15 protein-coding genes are annotated in these 16,274 nt (G+C 61.0%); 14 read left to right on the top strand and 1 reads right to left on the bottom strand.

Annotation, left to right across the window (positions count from 1 at the left end; all coding sequences use genetic code 11):
• The first annotated feature begins 7 nt into the window (after window positions 1–7).
• The 13 genes from frr to ERD78_RS07405 all read left to right on the top strand — a co-directional run bounded on the left by frr (window position 8) and on the right by ERD78_RS07405 (window position 12,868).
• The gene (gene frr, locus ERD78_RS07345; RefSeq protein ID WP_129968631.1) at window positions 8–568 is read left to right on the top strand and encodes a ribosome recycling factor; all 561 of its coding nucleotides are present in this window, start codon (window positions 8–10) and stop codon (window positions 566–568) included.
• A 28-nt stretch (window positions 569–596) separates the two neighbouring features.
• On the top strand, window positions 597–1,358 hold the full coding sequence (uppS, locus tag ERD78_RS07350) for a polyprenyl diphosphate synthase (RefSeq protein WP_129968632.1): 762 nt from the start codon (window positions 597–599) through the stop codon (window positions 1,356–1,358).
• 9 nt (window positions 1,359–1,367) lie between these two features.
• Window positions 1,368–2,231: a phosphatidate cytidylyltransferase gene (locus ERD78_RS07355; protein WP_129968633.1), complete on the top strand. Its 864-nt coding sequence runs from the start codon at window positions 1,368–1,370 to the stop codon at window positions 2,229–2,231.
• Entirely contained in the window at window positions 2,228–3,427 is a 1,200-nt protein-coding gene (locus ERD78_RS07360) for a 1-deoxy-D-xylulose-5-phosphate reductoisomerase (protein ID WP_129968634.1), read from the top strand. The genes ERD78_RS07355 and ERD78_RS07360 overlap by 4 nt, the downstream gene beginning before the upstream one ends.
• Window positions 3,428–3,449: 22 nt before the next feature.
• Window positions 3,450–4,787 (top strand): RIP metalloprotease RseP, encoded by a 1,338-nt coding sequence (rseP, locus tag ERD78_RS07365; protein ID WP_129968635.1) that lies wholly within the window; start codon window positions 3,450–3,452, stop codon window positions 4,785–4,787.
• Between the two features lie 49 nt (window positions 4,788–4,836).
• Window positions 4,837–7,176, top strand: a complete 2,340-nt coding sequence (bamA, locus tag ERD78_RS07370) for an outer membrane protein assembly factor BamA (protein ID WP_129968636.1) — start codon at window positions 4,837–4,839, stop codon at window positions 7,174–7,176.
• Window positions 7,177–7,238: 62 nt separating this feature from the next.
• The gene (locus ERD78_RS07375; RefSeq protein ID WP_129968637.1) at window positions 7,239–7,793 is read left to right on the top strand and encodes an OmpH/Skp family outer membrane protein; all 555 of its coding nucleotides are present in this window, start codon (window positions 7,239–7,241) and stop codon (window positions 7,791–7,793) included.
• 6 nt (window positions 7,794–7,799) lie between these two features.
• Entirely contained in the window at window positions 7,800–8,894 is a 1,095-nt protein-coding gene (gene lpxD, locus ERD78_RS07380) for a UDP-3-O-(3-hydroxymyristoyl)glucosamine N-acyltransferase (RefSeq protein ID WP_129968638.1), read from the top strand.
• 70 nt (window positions 8,895–8,964) lie between these two features.
• Window positions 8,965–9,417 carry a 3-hydroxyacyl-ACP dehydratase FabZ gene (gene fabZ / locus ERD78_RS07385; RefSeq protein ID WP_129968639.1) on the top strand — a complete coding sequence of 151 codons (453 nt, stop codon included), beginning with the start codon at window positions 8,965–8,967 and terminating at the stop codon, window positions 9,415–9,417.
• A gap of 2 nt (window positions 9,418–9,419) precedes the next feature.
• On the top strand, window positions 9,420–10,214 hold the full coding sequence (gene lpxA, locus ERD78_RS07390; RefSeq protein WP_129968640.1) for an acyl-ACP--UDP-N-acetylglucosamine O-acyltransferase: 795 nt from the start codon (window positions 9,420–9,422) through the stop codon (window positions 10,212–10,214).
• A complete protein-coding gene (lpxB, locus tag ERD78_RS07395; RefSeq protein WP_129968641.1) occupies window positions 10,211–11,455 on the top strand; it encodes a lipid-A-disaccharide synthase in 1,245 nt (414 codons plus the stop codon). The genes lpxA and lpxB overlap by 4 nt, the downstream gene beginning before the upstream one ends.
• Before the next feature lie 49 nt (window positions 11,456–11,504).
• Window positions 11,505–12,071: a ribonuclease HII gene (rnhB, locus tag ERD78_RS07400; RefSeq protein ID WP_129969087.1), complete on the top strand. Its 567-nt coding sequence runs from the start codon at window positions 11,505–11,507 to the stop codon at window positions 12,069–12,071.
• Window positions 12,068–12,868, top strand: coding sequence for a TrmH family RNA methyltransferase (locus ERD78_RS07405; protein WP_129968642.1), 801 nt, complete (start codon window positions 12,068–12,070; stop codon window positions 12,866–12,868). Before rnhB ends, ERD78_RS07405 begins: the two co-directional genes overlap by 4 nt.
• Here the strand turns inward: ERD78_RS07405 and ppsR are convergent.
• Window positions 12,862–13,695 carry a posphoenolpyruvate synthetase regulatory kinase/phosphorylase PpsR gene (ppsR, locus tag ERD78_RS07410; RefSeq protein ID WP_129968643.1) on the bottom strand — a complete coding sequence of 278 codons (834 nt, stop codon included), beginning with the start codon at window positions 13,693–13,695 and terminating at the stop codon, window positions 12,862–12,864. The genes ERD78_RS07405 and ppsR overlap by 7 nt on opposite strands.
• Before the next feature lie 176 nt (window positions 13,696–13,871).
• On the opposite strand from ppsR, the gene ppsA reads away from it, so the two are divergent.
• Window positions 13,872–16,235 carry a phosphoenolpyruvate synthase gene (ppsA, locus tag ERD78_RS07415; RefSeq protein ID WP_129968644.1) on the top strand — a complete coding sequence of 788 codons (2,364 nt, stop codon included), beginning with the start codon at window positions 13,872–13,874 and terminating at the stop codon, window positions 16,233–16,235.
• The last annotated feature ends 39 nt before the right edge of the window (window positions 16,236–16,274 follow it).

The raw sequence follows: 16,274 nt of genomic DNA on the forward strand, positions 1-16,274 counted from the left end.
AAAAGCAATGAGTCTCATCGAGGTCAGAAAATCGGCTGAAACCCGCATGGGCAAGTCGATCGAGTCGCTCAAATCAGGCCTGGCCAAAATCCGGACCGGGCGCGCCCATGCGGGCCTGCTGGACCACGTTCTGGTCGAATATTACGGCTCGCCCGTGCCTGTCAGCCAGGTGGCCAATATCAATCTCATCGACGCGCGCACCATCAGCGTGCAGGTGTGGGAAAAAAGCATGGCCGGCCCAGTGGAAAAAGCCATCCGCGATTCGGACCTGGGGCTCAATCCCATTGCCATGGGCGAGAATATCCGTGTTCCCATGCCTGCGCTCACCGAAGAGCGTCGCCGCGACCTGACCAAGGTGGTGCGGACCGAGGGCGAGGATGCCAAGATTGCCATCCGCAATCTGCGTCGCGACGCCAATGACGCGCTCAAGAAAATGGTCAAGGAAAAAGAAATTTCCGAGGACGACGAGCGCCGCATGCAGGATGACATCCAGAAGCTTACTGATCGGCATGTCGCCGAAGTCGACAAGCTGGTTTCCCAGAAAGAAGCGGAAATCATGACTGTGTAGCGTCTGCGCGCCGCCTGTTCCCGAGCCCATGCCAGTCAGTTCCTCGACTCTCGATATTCCCGAGCATTCCTCCGTGCCTCGCCACTTGGCGATCATCATGGATGGCAATGGACGCTGGGCCACCGATCGTTTTCTTCCGCGCACCGCGGGTCATATGCGCGGGGTGCAGGCGGTTCGCAGGGTTGTCGAGTCCTGCGGCCGTCGCGGCGTCGAATTCCTCACGCTGTTTGCCTTTAGTTCGGAAAACTGGCGCAGGCCGCAGGAAGAAGTATCCCTGCTTATGCGTCTATTCATCCAGACGCTCGAAAAGGAAGTCGGAAAGCTCCAGGAGCAGGGTGTCCGCCTGCGCATTGTGGGCGACATCGGGCGTTTCGAACCGCGGCTACAGGAACTCATCCGTGACGCAGAGGAAAGTACGGTACACAACAGTACGCTCAATCTCACCATTGCCGCAAATTACGGCGGCCGATGGGACATCCTCCAGGCCACGCAACGCCTTCTGGCCCAGCATCCCGAATATGCGGCGCATCCCGAGCGCATCGACGAGGCCGCACTGGCCGGTTATCTGTCCATGGCCTACGCGCCCGAGCCCGATCTGTTCATTCGCACCGGCGGTGAACAGCGCATTTCCAATTTCCTTATCTGGCAGCTCGCCTACACCGAGCTTTATTTTTCTCCCGCCTACTGGCCTGATTTCGGCCCCCGGGACATTGACGACGCCTTTGCGTGGTACAAGGACAGAGAGCGGCGCTTTGGGCGCACAAGCGCCCAACTCGCCGACAAGAACTGAGGAGATCCGATGCTCAAGCAGCGTGTTCTGACGGCAATCGTCCTGCTGGTTGTCCTGCTGGCGGCGCTGCTTGCGCCGACGCCTTGGCCGCTGGCTGTATTGCTCACGCTCATGGCCGCATGCGCGCTCTGGGAATGGCTCAGGCTCACGCAGCGCACCGGCAGCCATCTTCCTGCCGGCGTCGCCGCCATCACAGGCATCGTCATGCTGTGCTTTGTGACCGGATGGCTGTCTCAGCCCGCGTCCCCCTGGACCTGGACGCTTCTCCTTGCCCTCAACGACTGGGCCATCCCTTGCATGGCGCTTGCATGGGTGCTGGGCGCTACAACCCTGGTTGTCCAGGGGCAGGCCACGCATGCGGCGCATGGACGCCTGCTCAGTCTTTTCGGCCTCTTGGCAGTGGTGGCTGCATGGGCTGCCCTGCTGCAGCTGTTTCGCATACACGGAGCATGGTTTCTGGTCACGTTGCTGGCGCTGATCTGGTTCGCGGACATTGCGGCGTATTTCACGGGCCGCGCCTTCGGACGGCGCAAGCTTGCCCCGCGCGTCAGCCCAGGCAAGACCTGGGAGGGTGCCATAGGCGGTGTTGCCGCCGCCACGCTCTGGGTATCCTTGACCATGATGTGGCCAGGCAGTTTCGGCCATGAGCTCGCCCAGCACTGGCCAGCCTGGAGCGTGCCGTGCCTTGCGGCCCTGCTCGCTGCGCTGTCCATCGTGGGCGATCTGTTTGAATCCCTGCTCAAGCGCAGGGCGGGTGTCAAGGACTCCAGCCAGTTGCTGCCCGGGCATGGTGGGGTCTATGATCGCATCGACGCATTGTTGCCAGTGGCACCGGTGGCATTCATGCTGATTACCGGACATTCCATGTCATGATTATGCAACAGGTATGTGTGCTGGGCTCAACCGGCTCCATAGGACAAAACACGCTGGATGTCATTGCCAGACATCCTGAGCGGCTGGCGGTCTACGCGCTCAGCGCGCACAGCCGTATCGAGCGCCTTGCTGCGCAGGCGGCGGCCACGAGCGCCCGGGTCGTCGTAGTGGCCGACGACGGCGCCCGCCAGCGATTCCTGAATGCCTGGCCGGGTGGCGCGATGCCTGAAATCCGTGTCGGCGCCCAGGCGCTGGCCGACACTGCGGCCGACCCGGAGGTCACTTCCGTCATGGCGGCTATCGTGGGTGCTGCCGGCCTGCCTTCTGCGCTGGCGGCTGCGCGGGCCGGAAAGCGTGTGCTGCTGGCCAACAAGGAAGCACTGGTGGCTGCGGGTGGCCTCTTTATGCGCACCGTCCGAGAGTGCGGCGCCGAACTGCTTCCCATAGACAGCGAGCACAATGCCATTTTCCAGTGCATGCCGCACGGAGGCAGGGCACAGGCGCCCACCCAGCCCGCACCAGGCGTGCGGCGCCTGCTCCTGACGGCGTCGGGGGGGCCTTTTCGCGCCATGGCACGCGAACAGCTGGACCATGTAACCCCCGACCAGGCATGCGCGCATCCCAATTGGCGCATGGGCCGGAAGATTTCCGTGGACTCGGCAACCATGCTCAACAAGGGGCTGGAGGTCATCGAAGCGCATTGGCTCTTTGCCATGCCTGAAGAGCGCATACAGGTGGTGGTGCATCCTCAGAGTATGGTGCATTCCATGGTCGAGTACGAGGACGGATCCGTACTGGCCCAGCTTGGACAGCCGGACATGCGCACACCCATCGCTTACGCGCTGGGCTTTCCGGAGCGCATAGATAGCGGGGTGGGGTTGTTCGATCTCGCCGCCATGGGCCGGCTGGACTTCGAACTGCCCGATCTGGAGCGCTTTCCCTGCCTGCGTCTGTCCTTCGAGGCCTTGCGTGCCGGGCAGGCCGCCTGCGTTGCGCTGAATGCCGCGAACGAGGTCGCTGTAGACCGGTTTCTCAAGCATCAAATTGGCTATACTCGTATCGCCTGTATCATAGAGTCCTGCCTGGAGCGGATGTCTGCAAAGGCCATGCCAAGGCCAGATACACTGGACGAGGTTCTGGACCTCGACGCGCAGGCCCGCGGCCTGGCCAGCGAGCTTTGCATATCCGGATCCTGACCGGCCGTTATTCTCGAGCGCCATGCTGTATACACTTATTGCTTTCGCGGTCGCCCTGGGTGTGCTGATCACATTCCATGAGTTGGGCCATTATTGGGTTGCACGCCGATGCGGTGTGCGCGTCCTGCGCTTTTCCATCGGTTTTGGCAAAGTGCTTATGCGCCGCGTTGACAGGCAAGGCACCGAATGGGCCTTGTCCGCCATACCGCTGGGCGGGTATGTGAAGATGCTCGACGATGCGCCAGCGGACGCTTCGGCCGCCCAGGCGGCATCTGCCTTCAACAACAAGCCGCTGGCGCAGCGCAGCGCCATCGTCCTCGCCGGCCCCATGGCCAATCTCCTTTTGGCGGCTATTCTTTACAGCCTGTTGAATTTTGCGGGAACGCGCGAACCCGCGGCCATACTGGCTTCGCCACCGGCCGGCACCGCCGCCGCGCAGGCGGGGCTCACCGAAGGCGACCGCATCACAGGCGTCGGCGGCCACGCCGTTCAGTCCTGGAGTCAGGTGCGCTGGCAGCTGCTCGACGTGCTGTCAAGCGGTGGGCAAGTCACGCTCGATGTCGAGTCATCAGCTGGCAACGAGCGCGAGCGTACGCTCGTCGTGCCACCCGCCGCATCCCAATCGCCTGAAGACGCCGATCCCATGGTGCAGGCGGGCCTGAGGCTGGCTGCGCCGCGGCCGCTGATCACCCAGGTCTTGCCCGATGGCGCTGGCGCGCAGTCTGGCCTTCGGAAGGGAGACATCATCGTGGCTGCGGGCAATTTGCAGACGCCCGATGCCAATGCGCTGGTGCGCGAAATCCAGGCCCACCCCGGGCAGACCCTGCCTCTGACGCTCATGCGCGACGGCACGGCCCTTACGCTGCGCATCACGCCTCAAAGGGAAACCGCGAGCGATGGACGTGACATCGGACGCATCGGCGTCGTGCTCGGGCCTGATTTTCCCATGGTTACGGTACGCTACGGTTTGTTCGAGAGCGTGACACGAGGTGTCAGCCGCACTGTGGATACGGTCTGGTATTCGCTCAAGATGATGGGGCGCATGGTCGTGGGCGACGTGTCGCTGCGTAATGTCAGTGGCCCGGTCACCATCGCGGACTATGCCGGGCAGACTGCGCGCATGGGGTTCGCCGCTTACATAGGGTTTCTGGCACTGATCAGCGTAAGCATAGGCGTGTTAAATTTGCTACCCATCCCCATGCTTGATGGCGGCCACCTTATGTATTACTTATTTGAAGCCGTACGCGGTAAACCCGTGCCCGAAAGCTGGTTCGAAAACGGCCAGCGAGTGGGGCTGGGTCTGCTTGCGGCCCTGATGGGATTGGCGTTTTTCAATGATTTTTCGCGCCTTTTCAGTTGATGCTTTCTAACTTACAATCTTCCACCATTTAGTCCAAGGACCGTCCAGGATGTCGTTTAGCCGGAAAACCCCTTTCCTCAGGCGCGGTTTGCCCGCCTTGCTGGTGGCGCTGTGTCTTCCAGCGCTGGCCCATGCATTCACGCCATTTGTGGTGCGTGACATCAAGGTAAATGGCATACAGCGAGTGGATGCCGGCACCGTGTTCAGCTACCTTCCCGTGAAAGTGGGCGAAGAGTTCACTGAAGCCGAAGCCAGCGAGGCTATCCAGCGTCTTTATGCCACCGGCTTCTTCAGCGACGTCCGCATCGACACCGCCAACGATGTGCTGGTGGTTACAGTCCAAGAACGCCCCACCATCGCGTCGGTCAGCTTCAACGGCATGCGCGAGTTCGACGTCAAGGGCATCACGCAGTCGCTCAAGCAGGTTGGCTTCGGCGAGGGCAGGGTGTTCGACCGCTCCATGCTGGAACGCGCGCGTTTCGAGATCGAACAGCAATATCTTTCCAAGGGCAAGTACGGCGTCGAGATCAACCCCATCATCACGCCGCTGCCCCGCAATCGGGTTGGCGTCAGCTTCGAGATATTCGAAGGCGAGCGCGCCCACATCAGTGAGATCGATGTCGTTGGGAACAAGGCCTTTTCCGATGACGACCTGCGCGATGCAATGGACTTGACCACGTCCGGCATGATGACGTGGTACACCGGAACCGACAAGTATTCGCGCGAGAAGCTCGAGGGCGATGTCGAGCGCCTGCGATCCTTCTACCTGGATCGCGGCTATCTTGAATACTCTGCCGAAGCGCCCCAAGTCACGATTTCTCCTGACCGCGAACACATCTTTATCACCTACACCGTGCATGAGGGCGAGCCCTACAAGGTGCGCAGCGTAAAGCTGGCCGGCAATCTGCTGGGGCTCGACAAGAACATCCGGGATCTGATTGCCGTCAAGGCAGGGGAAACATTCTCGGCGGCCAAGACCAATGAAACGGCCAAGGCGATCACTGAATATCTGGGTACGCTGGGGTATGCCTTCGCCAACGTCAATCCCAACCCGGTGCTGGACCGCGACAATCACGAAACCGACTTGACCTTCTACGTCGACCCTGGCAAGCGCGTTTATGTGCGGCGTATCCAGATCGGCGGCAACACGCGCACGCGGGACGAAGTCATCCGGCGGGAAATGCGCCAGCAGGAAGCGGCATGGTACGACGGCAACGCTATCAAGAATTCTCGTGACCGCATCGACCGCCTGGGTTACTTCAACGAGGTCAATGTGTCGTCGGAGCCGGTGCCAGGCTCGACCGACCAGATCGATATCAACGTCGATGTCAAGGAAAAGCCCACGGGCCTGATCAACCTGGGGGTGGGCTATGGCTCCACGGACGGCGTGATTCTGTCCGCCGGCATCAGCCAGGACAACATTTTTGGCAGCGGCAACACCCTTTCGCTGAACGTGAACACCAGCGAATACAACCGCGCGCTTGTGCTGTCGCATACTGACCCATACTGGACCAAGGACGGCATCAGCAAGACCACGTCGCTGTATTATCGCCGCACCACACCCTATGACAGCGACCGCGGCATCGGCGACTACCGCGTCACGTCATACGGCGGTGGCTTCAATTTCGGTGTGCCCATCTCCGAGAATGATCGCATTTTCGCCGGCGTCAGCTACGAGCACAACAAGCTGTCGGACCTGAGCGCCAACTACACGCCGCAGGCTTATCATGACTTTGTCGATCAGTACGGCGAATCCACGAACTCCCTGATCTTCAACCTGGGCTGGTCCAAGGATACGCGCGACAGTGCGCTGGCACCCACCGAGGGCAGTTATACGCGTCTGTCGGCCGATTACTCCATACTCGACCTTGAGTACTACATGCTCAGCGCGCAGCAGCAGTATTATCTGCCTCTGGGCCGCGCCTTCACGCTGGCGTTCAATGGCGCCGTCGACTGGGGCCGCTCGTACAGCGACAAGGACTTCCCGGTCATCAAGAACGTCTATGGCGGCGGCATCGGCTCCGTACGCGGCTACGAGGGCGCGTCGCTGGGCGGGCGCGATACCAAGACGGATGATTATCTGGGTGGTGCGCGGCGCGTATACGGCAACATGCAGCTTTATCTGCCTTTCCCGGGTGCCACGCGCGACCGCACCTTGCGCTGGTTCATCTTTGCCGATGCCGGGAAGGTCGATAATCCGCAGGGCGAATGCGCGAGGGGCCGCAACAACTATGCAGAAGATCCATGCGGCTGGAAGTATGCGGCCGGTGTGGGCCTGTCGTGGCAGTCTCCGCTGGGGCCCCTGCAGCTTTCATGGGGCCGCGCTCTCAACGCCAAGGAAGGGGACGACAAGCAGGCGTTCCAGTTCCAGATTGGCACCGGTTTTTGATGCTGGCTATTTAATGGCACAATAAACGTTTTATCTCTGCTATTTTGCAAGGTAGATTTTTCATGAAGTCTCAATTCGCTTTAAAAGTTTCCTCCACCATTCAAGGCCTTGCCCGTGGCAACCGTGCCCTCGTGCTGGCAGCGGTGCTGGGGCTAGGTGCCGCCATCGCAACGCCGGTACAGGCGCAGGGCACCAAGATCGGCTTTGTGAGCACAGAACGCATTCTGCGCGACTCCAAGCCGGCCAAGGCCGCGCAAGCCAAGATCGAAGCCGAGTTCAAGGGCCGAGACCAGGAGTTGCAGAATCTGGCCAACAAGCTGCGCAGCCAGGCCCAAAAATTCGACAAGGACGCACCGGTATTGTCCGAATCCGACCGCATCAAGCGTCAACGCCAACTGGCCGAACTCGATTCCGACTTGCAGCGCAAGCGTCGTGAGTTCCAGGAAGACTTCAATCGCCGTCGCAACGAAGAGTTCTCGCACATTGTCGAGAAAGCGGATGCCGCCATCAAGAAGATTGCGGAGCAACAAGGTTACGACCTTATCATCCAGGATGCCGTCACGGTCAGCCCGCGCGTGGATATTACCGACCAGGTCATGAAGGCGCTGGGCGGCTAAGCGGTCATGCCAGTATTGCTAGCGCCCGAGCAGGCGCCGACTTTGCAAACGCTGCTGGCCAACGCCAATATCCTGGGCCTCGACTGCAGGCCGCTAGAAACCGACAACGAGCCCAGTCCCCGCATTCGGGGGCTGGGCTCGTTGCTTTCCGCCGGCCCCGAGGAGATTTCCTTCCTCGCCAATCCGCGGCTCAGCCATCAGCTGTCTTCCTGCAGGGCGGCGGCCGTCATCATGACCGAAGCTGATCGGCAGCGCCATGCCGTAGCCGATGCACCTTACAAAGTGGTGCTGTGCCCGGAACCTTATCTCATGTACGCCCTGCTAGCTCAGTGGTTTGATCAGCACCGGCTGGAAGGTCTTGCTGCCGGCATTCATCCCAGCGCCACTATCGCGCCCGATGCGCAAGTTGCCCCAGATGTGTCCGTGGGCCCGCATTGTGTCGTTGAATCGGGCGTGCGGATTGGCGCTGGCACGCGACTTGGGCCCGGCTGCATTATCGGTGCGGGCTCGACATTGGGCCGGGACTGCTTATTGCATGCGCGCGTCACGCTTTATCACGGCGTGAGTGTGGGCGATCGGGCTATTTTGCACGCCGGGTGCGTCCTGGGCGCCGACGGCTTCGGCTTTGCTCCCGATCCGCGCAGCGGGTCCGGTGCCTGGACTAAAATCGCACAGATTGGCGGCGTGCAACTGGGCGACGACGTCGAGATCGGCGCGAACACGACAGTGGACCGCGGTGCGATCGAAAACACGATAATTGGCGATGGCGTCAAGCTTGACAATCAAATCATGATCGCTCACAACGTCAAGATAGGAGAGCATACCGCCATTGCGGCCTGTGTTGGCGTTGCCGGCTCGACCATTATCGGAAAGCGTTGCACAATTGGCGGTGCCGCCATGCTGTCGGGCCATCTGGTGCTTGGCGACGATGTCCATGTTTCGGGCGGCACGGCCATTACATCCAGCGTTTCCGAGCCGGGACGCTATACCGGCGTCTATCCGTTTGCGGCCCATCGCGACTGGCAACACAATGCTGCTGTCATCAGCCAACTGGCGCAACTGCGGCGCCGGGTCAGAGCAACTGAAAAAAACAACTCTTGAAACCCCTTCCAGGCACTGGAAAGACTACAGCGCATCACCCCCGGTGATGCAAACAAGCAGGAATCATAAGATGGAACTCGACATCAGACAAATCATGGACCGCCTCCCGCATCGATATCCGATGCTGCTGGTCGACCGGGTACTGGAAATGGTGCCTGGCAAGCGCGTGGTCGCTATCAAGAATGTCTCCATGAACGAGCCTTTCTTCACTGGGCACTTTCCTCATCACCCAGTCATGCCTGGCGTGCTGATCATCGAAGCGCTGGCTCAGGCCGCCGCGCTGTTTTCCTTTGAGGACGATAGCGAAGTCAATCCGTCCGACAAGAAGATTGCCTACTACCTGGTTGGCGTGGACGGGGCGCGTTTCCGCCGCCCCGTTGTCCCGGGCGACCAACTGCGGCTGGAAGTCTCGGCCGACCGCATCAGCCGTTCGATCTGTAAGTACACGGCGCAGGCGACCGTGGATGGCCAGGTTGCGGCCGAGGCCAAGCTGATGTGTGCAATACGTGTGCTGGAATCGTGACAATGCCTGATCTCATTCATCCCACCGCCATTGTGGCGCCTGGCGCGAAAGTCGCCGACGACGTCAGTATCGGCGCTTACAGCATCGTGGGCGAACATGTGTCGCTGGGTGCCGGCACAGTGGTGGGACCCCATTGCGTTATTGACGGGCATACCACCGTAGGCGCCAATAATCATTTCTATCGCTTTTGCTCCATTGGCGGCATGCCGCAGGACAAGAAATACAGCGGCGAGCCCACGCGGCTGGAAATCGGCGACGGCAACACAGTGCGCGAGTATGTCACCATCAACACGGGTACCGCGCAAGATGTTGGCGTCACCCGCCTGGGCGATGACAACTGGATCATGGCCTACGTACACATCGCCCACGATTGCCAGGTGGGCAGCCACACCATATTGGCCAACGGCGTACAGCTCGCCGGCCACATTCATATCGGCGATTGGGCCATCATAGGCGGCCTATCCGCAATCCATCAGTTTGTACGCATCGGCGCCCATACCATGGTGGGCGGCACCAGCTCCATTCGGCAGGACATCCCGCCCTATCTCATGGGAGCAGGCGACCCCTTCCGGCCGGTCGGCATCAACTCCGAGGGTCTTGGGCGGCGCGGTTATGCGCCCGAAGCCATTTCGGCGCTCAAGGAGGCCTACAAGCTCTTGTATCGACGCAACCTGAAGGTCGAGGATGCCGTGGCGGCTATGCGTACGCTCATGCAAGAGCGGCCGGAAAGCCGTGACGCGGTTGCGCTTATGGTGGACTTTCTGGCCGAGTCCTCCAGAGGCATTGCACGATCATGAATCCGCGCATCGGCATGGTGGCGGGCGAACCATCCGGAGACCTGCTTGCCGCCAGGGTCATACAGGGCATCCGGAAGGGTGCGCCCGGCAGCGTGTGCGAAGGTATAGGCGGACCGGGCATGGAGCGGGCCGGATTCAAGGCCTGGCATCCCATGGACGCCCTGACGGTGTTTGGCTATGTGGATGCCATTAAGCGCCTGCCAGGTCTCTTGAGCACCTACCTGAACGTCAAGCGGCGCTGGCTTGGCGATAGGCCGGACGTCTTTGTAGGCATCGATGCACCAGACTTCAACCTGCGCTTGGAGCATCAGTTGAAGCAGGCTGGCGTTCCCACCGTGCATTTCGTGGGGCCTTCGATTTGGGCCTGGCGCTACGAGCGTATTCATAAGATCCGCGCCGCCGTCTCCCACATGCTGGTGCTTTTCCCCTTCGAAGAAGAGATATACCGCAAGGAAGGCGTGCCGGTGACCTATGTGGGTCATCCGCTCGCCAGCGTCATCCCGATCGAACCCGATCAGGCGGCTGCGCGCAACTGGCTGGGTGTGGATCAGGATGCGCGCGTCCTGGCCATCCTGCCTGGCAGTCGCCGTTCTGAAATCCGGCTGCTCGCGCCTCGTTTTCTGCAGGCCGCCCGCATACTGGCCCAGCAAGACCCCGAACTTCAGTTCCTCGTGCCCATGGTCAACGGTCGGCGTAGGGCGGAATTCGAAGCCATACTTCGTCAGCATCCGCTGCGCAATTGCCGAATTATCGACCGTCAGGCCGGGCCGGCCGGCGCCTCGGGGCAACCTGACGCAGCCGACGCGGATGCGGCTGATGCGGCTCATGCCGATCGCGGCGCCCGCCCACCGGCCTGGAATGTCATGGAGGCAGCCGACGCCGTGCTGGCAGCCAGCGGCACAGCGACGCTGGAGGCCGCGCTGTTCAAGCGGCCCATGGTTATTTCCTACGTGTTATCGGGCGCTATGCGCCGCATCATGGCATGGAAATCGGGCCAGTCGCGCCCCTATGTGCCATGGGTGGGGCTGCCCAATGTGCTGGCCCGCGATTTTGTCGTACCGGAGCTGCTCCAGGATGATGCAACTCCGCAGAAGCTCGCCGAGGCAAGTTGGCGAGCACTCAGCGATCATGCCTATGCGGCGCAGGTTGGCGAGCGTTTTCGTATCATGCACGAATCCCTTCAGCGCGATACGCCGGCCCTGGCTGCCCAGGCCATTCTTGCCGAGGCCGGACGTGGCTAGACGCGCGGCATCCGCCCAGCCCAGCCTGTTTGGTGCCCTGGCAACACCCATGCAACGCATCGCAGGCATTGACGAGGCGGGCAGAGGGCCACTGGCGGGGCCAGTGTACGCCGCCGCCGTGATTCTGGATCCGGGCCGCCGTATTCGCGGGCTGGACGACTCCAAGAAGCTCACGGCTGAGCGCCGCGAAGAGCTTGCGGCCAAAATACGCGAACGGGCGCTTGCCTGGTGTATAGCCAGCGCATCCGTCCAGGAAATCGACAGCCTGAATATTTTGCAGGCAGCTATGCTGGCGATGCGGCGCGCCTGCGAGGGGCTGGCCGTCATACCCGACAAGGCCCTGATAGACGGCAATACCTTGCCGCGCGGGTTGGCCTGCCTGGCTGAACCGGTCGTCGGCGGCGACGCCACCGTCAAGGCGATTTCCGCCGCATCCATTCTGGCCAAGACCGCGCGGGACGCCTATTGTCTTGAAATGCATGCCAGCTATCCCGATTATGGCTTCGATCAACACAAGGGCTATGGCACTTCCCTGCATCTGCAGCGGCTGGCCCTGCACGGGCCGTGTCCGGCACACAGGCGCAGCTTCGCGCCCGTGCGGCTGCTGATCGCATGAAATACATCAGTTCGCGAGACAACGCGCTCTACAAGCAACTCTTGCGCCTGGCCAGCGGCAGGCCTAGCCGGGATGCCGCAAACCTTGTGTTGCTGGAGGGCTTGAATCTGTGCCAGGCGTGGCTGCAGCACCATGGCGCCCCGGTCAGGGCGGTGTTTGACGCCGAACGCCTGGACCGCGGCGGCCCGCTGCGCGCACTTGCCGAGGCGGTGGGCGACGCAGCCAGCATCGCCTGCGAACCGCGATTGGCGCGGGGCTTGTCCCAAGTCGAAAGCGGGCAGGGTATCTACTTCATGGTCGAGGCTCCTCGACCTGACCTGCCCGAGTATATCGATCATAACTGTCTGTGGCTGGATCGCATCCAGGATCCAGGTAATGTCGGCACGCTATTGCGTACCGCGGCGGCGGCTGGTATTCGTCATGCCTATTTGTCTACGGGCACGTGTGCCGCCTGGTCACCCAAGGTTTTGCGTAGTGCCCAGGGCGCGCACTTTGCCATGACGCTGCACGAGCAGGTGGATTTGGCTGCGGCCCACGAGCGCCTGACCGTGCCGCTGGCTGCCACGCTGCTTGAGGGTGGCGAACCGCTGTTCGATGTGCCATTGCCCGAGCGCTGTGCCTGGCTGATGGGCAACGAAGGGCAGGGCGCCAGCCCCGAGCTGGCTGCCCTGGCGCAACTGCGCGTATATGTACCCCAGGCGCCGTACGTCGAGTCGCTGAACGTTGCCGCGGCCGCAGCGATTTGTCTGTTCGAACAGCGTCGGCGCTGGCTGGGCCGTGCAGTGCAAGCTCAATAGATACGACGGTTCAGGCCGACTTCCTCAAGCACTTTGGTGGAGATCTCCTCGATGGATTTGGTCGTCGTGGAGACGCAGGGAATATTTTTCATGCGCATGAGGCGCTCGGCCTCGGCCACTTCAAAGCGACATTGCTTCAGGGAGGCATATTCGCTGTTCGGCCGCCGCTCGTTGCGCACCTCGGCCAGGCGTTCGGGTTGTATGGACAGGCCAAACAGCTTCTTGCGGTAAGGGGCCAGCGCCTTGGGCAGCGAGCCGCGCTGGAAATCTTCCGGAATCAACGGAAAGTTGGCCGCCTTGACTGCGTATTGCATGGCCAGGTACAGACTGGTGGGTGTCTTGCCGCAACGCGAAACACCAACCAGAATGACATCGGCCTGCTCGAGGCCATGGATGAATTGGCCGTCGTCATGGGCGAGGCTGAAGTTGATGGCTTCGATGCGCGCGTGATACTGCTTGGACAGCCCCCCCATATGGGAGCGGCCGACCGAATGATTGGATTTGGTGCCGAGCGCGGCCTCGATATGGCGTACAAAAGTACCAAACAGATCGAGAAAGGTGCAGTTGGCAGCGCGGATTTTGTCGGCGCTGGCGGGATTGACCAGCGTGCTAAAGACCAGAGGCCGCTCGTTTTGTTCGGTGGCACAGCGATTGATGCGTTCCGCGGCAGCCTCAGCCTTGTCGGGGCTATCGATGAAAGGAATTCGGATAACCTCGAAATGAATCTGCTCGAACTGCGACAGTACGGAGTTGCTGAATGTTTCCGCCGTGATGCCGGTGCTGTCGGAGACAACGAAAACAGTGCGTTCAAGGAGGTTTTCGGACATGGTTGCCATGCGAGCGCGATATGCGCCCAGAAACGGTACAATCGCCAAAGATTAACACAGGTCACCGAGCCAGCAGGCAAGGCTGGTTTGCTTAGTGCAGGGTGCGGCCGCACGTATGCGGAGGAGCGTCGTGCGCTAAGCAAACACGCTTTCTTATATTGTCAAAGGTGACTTTTATGTCTTATGTAGTGCCATTCGAGCAGCTCCGCATGACGGATGTGGACTCGGTAGGAGGTAAAAACGCATCACTTGGTGAAATGATCAGCCAGCTGTCCGAGGCGGGGGTACGCGTCCCGGGTGGCTTTGCGACCACAGCGCAGGCTTTCCGCGATTTTCTCAAGTCGACGGGGCTGGACGAGCGCATTGCCGCTCGCCTCGAAACGCTGAATTCCGAAGATGTTCGCGAATTGGCCAATGCTGGGGCAGAGATCCGTCAATGGATCGTGGATACGCCGCTGCCTGCCGAGTTCGAGCAGGCGATACGCGCGTCCTTTGCCGAGCTTGACGCGGACGGCAAGGGCAGTTTTGCCGTGCGCTCCTCCGCCACGGCCGAAGATCTCCCCGACGCCTCTTTTGCCGGCCAACAGGAAACCTTCCTGAACGTGGTCGGCATCGATGATGTGCTCGACAAGATCAAGCAGGTGTTTGCTTCGCTCTACAACGACCGGGCGATATCCTACCGGGTCCACAAGGGCTACGCGCACGCCGAAGTCGCGCTTTCCGCCGGCATCCAGCGCATGGTGCGCTCCGATTGCGGCAGCGCGGGCGTCATGTTCACTTTGGACACGGAGTCGGGCTTCTCCGACGTGGTGTTCATCACATCTTCCTATGGCCTGGGCGAGACCGTCGTGCAAGGCGCCGTCAATCCAGACGAGTTCTACGTCTTCAAGCCGACCTTGGCTTCGGGCCACTATCCCATTGTGAGCCGCCGCATCGGATCCAAGCTCATCAAGATGGAGTTCGACCCCGAACGCGCTTCCGGTCACGCTGTGCGCACCGTGGATGTTCCTGTTTCCGAACGCAACCGTTACTCGCTCAGCGACGACGAAGTCATCGAGCTGGCCCGTTACGCGGTCATTATCGAAAAGCATTATCAACGCCCCATGGATATTGAGTGGGGGCGCGACGGTATCGATGGCAAACTGTACATTCTGCAGGCGCGGCCCGAAACCGTGAAGTCCCAACACGGCAGCAACGACATCCAGGAACGTTACCGCCTGAAGGCTACGGGCGATATCCTCGTCACTGGTCGCGCCATCGGCCAGAAAATCGGCTCCGGCCGCGTCAGAGTCGTGGCCGATGTGTCCGAAATGGACACGGTCCAGGCGGGTGATGTGTTGGTCACCGACATGACGGACCCCAATTGGGAACCGGTCATGAAGCTGGCCTCGGCCATTGTCACCAATCGTGGCGGACGCACCTGCCACGCTGCCATTATCGCCCGTGAACTCGGTATTCCCGCCGTGGTTGGTTGCGCCAATGCTACCGATGTGCTCGGCAGCGGCCGCGAGGTTACGGTGTCGTGCGCCGAGGGCGACGAGGGGCGCATCTACGACGGCCTTATCGAAACGGAAATCGAAGAGGTGCATTGGGGAGAAATGCCCAAGATCGGCGTAAAGATCATGATGAATGTGGGCAACCCGCAACTCGCATTCGATTTTTCCCAGATTCCCAACGAAGGGGTTGGCCTGGCGCGCCTCGAGTTCATCATCAACAACAACATCAATGTGCACCCCAAGGCGGTGCTCGACTATCCCAATGTCGATGGCGAACTCAAGCTGGCCGTCGAATCGGCGGCCCGAGGCTATGCCAGCCCGCGCGCCTTTTTCGTCGAAAAACTTGCGGAAGGCGTGGCCACGCTGGCGGCGGCCTTCTATCCCAAGCCCGTCATTGTGCGTCTTTCCGATTTCAAGTCCAACGAGTATCGTAAATTGGTCGGCGGCTCGCGCTACGAGCCTGAGGAAGAAAACCCCATGTTGGGCTTCCGCGGCGCATCGCGCTACATTTCCGAAGACTTTGAGGCGTGTTTTCGCATGGAATGCGAGGCGCTCAAGAAAGTGCGCGACGATATGGGCCTGACCAACGTCGAAATCATGGTGCCCTTTGTCAGGACACTGTCTCAGGCGGAGCGCGTCGTTAGTCTCCTGGCGCGCCATGGCCTTGCCCGCGGCGAGAATGGCCTGAAGCTGGTCATGATGTGCGAGGTGCCCTCCAATGCCATTCTGGCCGAGCAGTTCCTTGAGTATTTTGATGGCTTCTCCATCGGCTCAAACGACATGACCCAGCTCACGCTGGGCCTGGACCGCGATTCCGGCATGGAGTTGCTGGCTGCCGACTTTGACGAGCGCGACGAGGCGGTGCAGTTCATGCTGCGCCGTGCCATCCAGGCCTGCCTGAAGGCTGGAAAGTATGTAGGCATATGCGGCCAGGGCCCCAGCGACCATCCAGATTTGGCGCAGTGGCTGCGAGATGAGGGCATCCTCTCCATGTCCCTGAATCCGGACACTGTCGTCGATACCTGGCAGCGTCTGGCCGAATAGCCGCTGGACGCCGGCGTGCCATGGCGAGCCGGCGCTGGC

This window comes from Allopusillimonas soli (genome assembly GCF_004153445.1).
Taxonomy (GTDB): domain Bacteria; phylum Pseudomonadota; class Gammaproteobacteria; order Burkholderiales; family Burkholderiaceae_B; genus Allopusillimonas; species Allopusillimonas soli.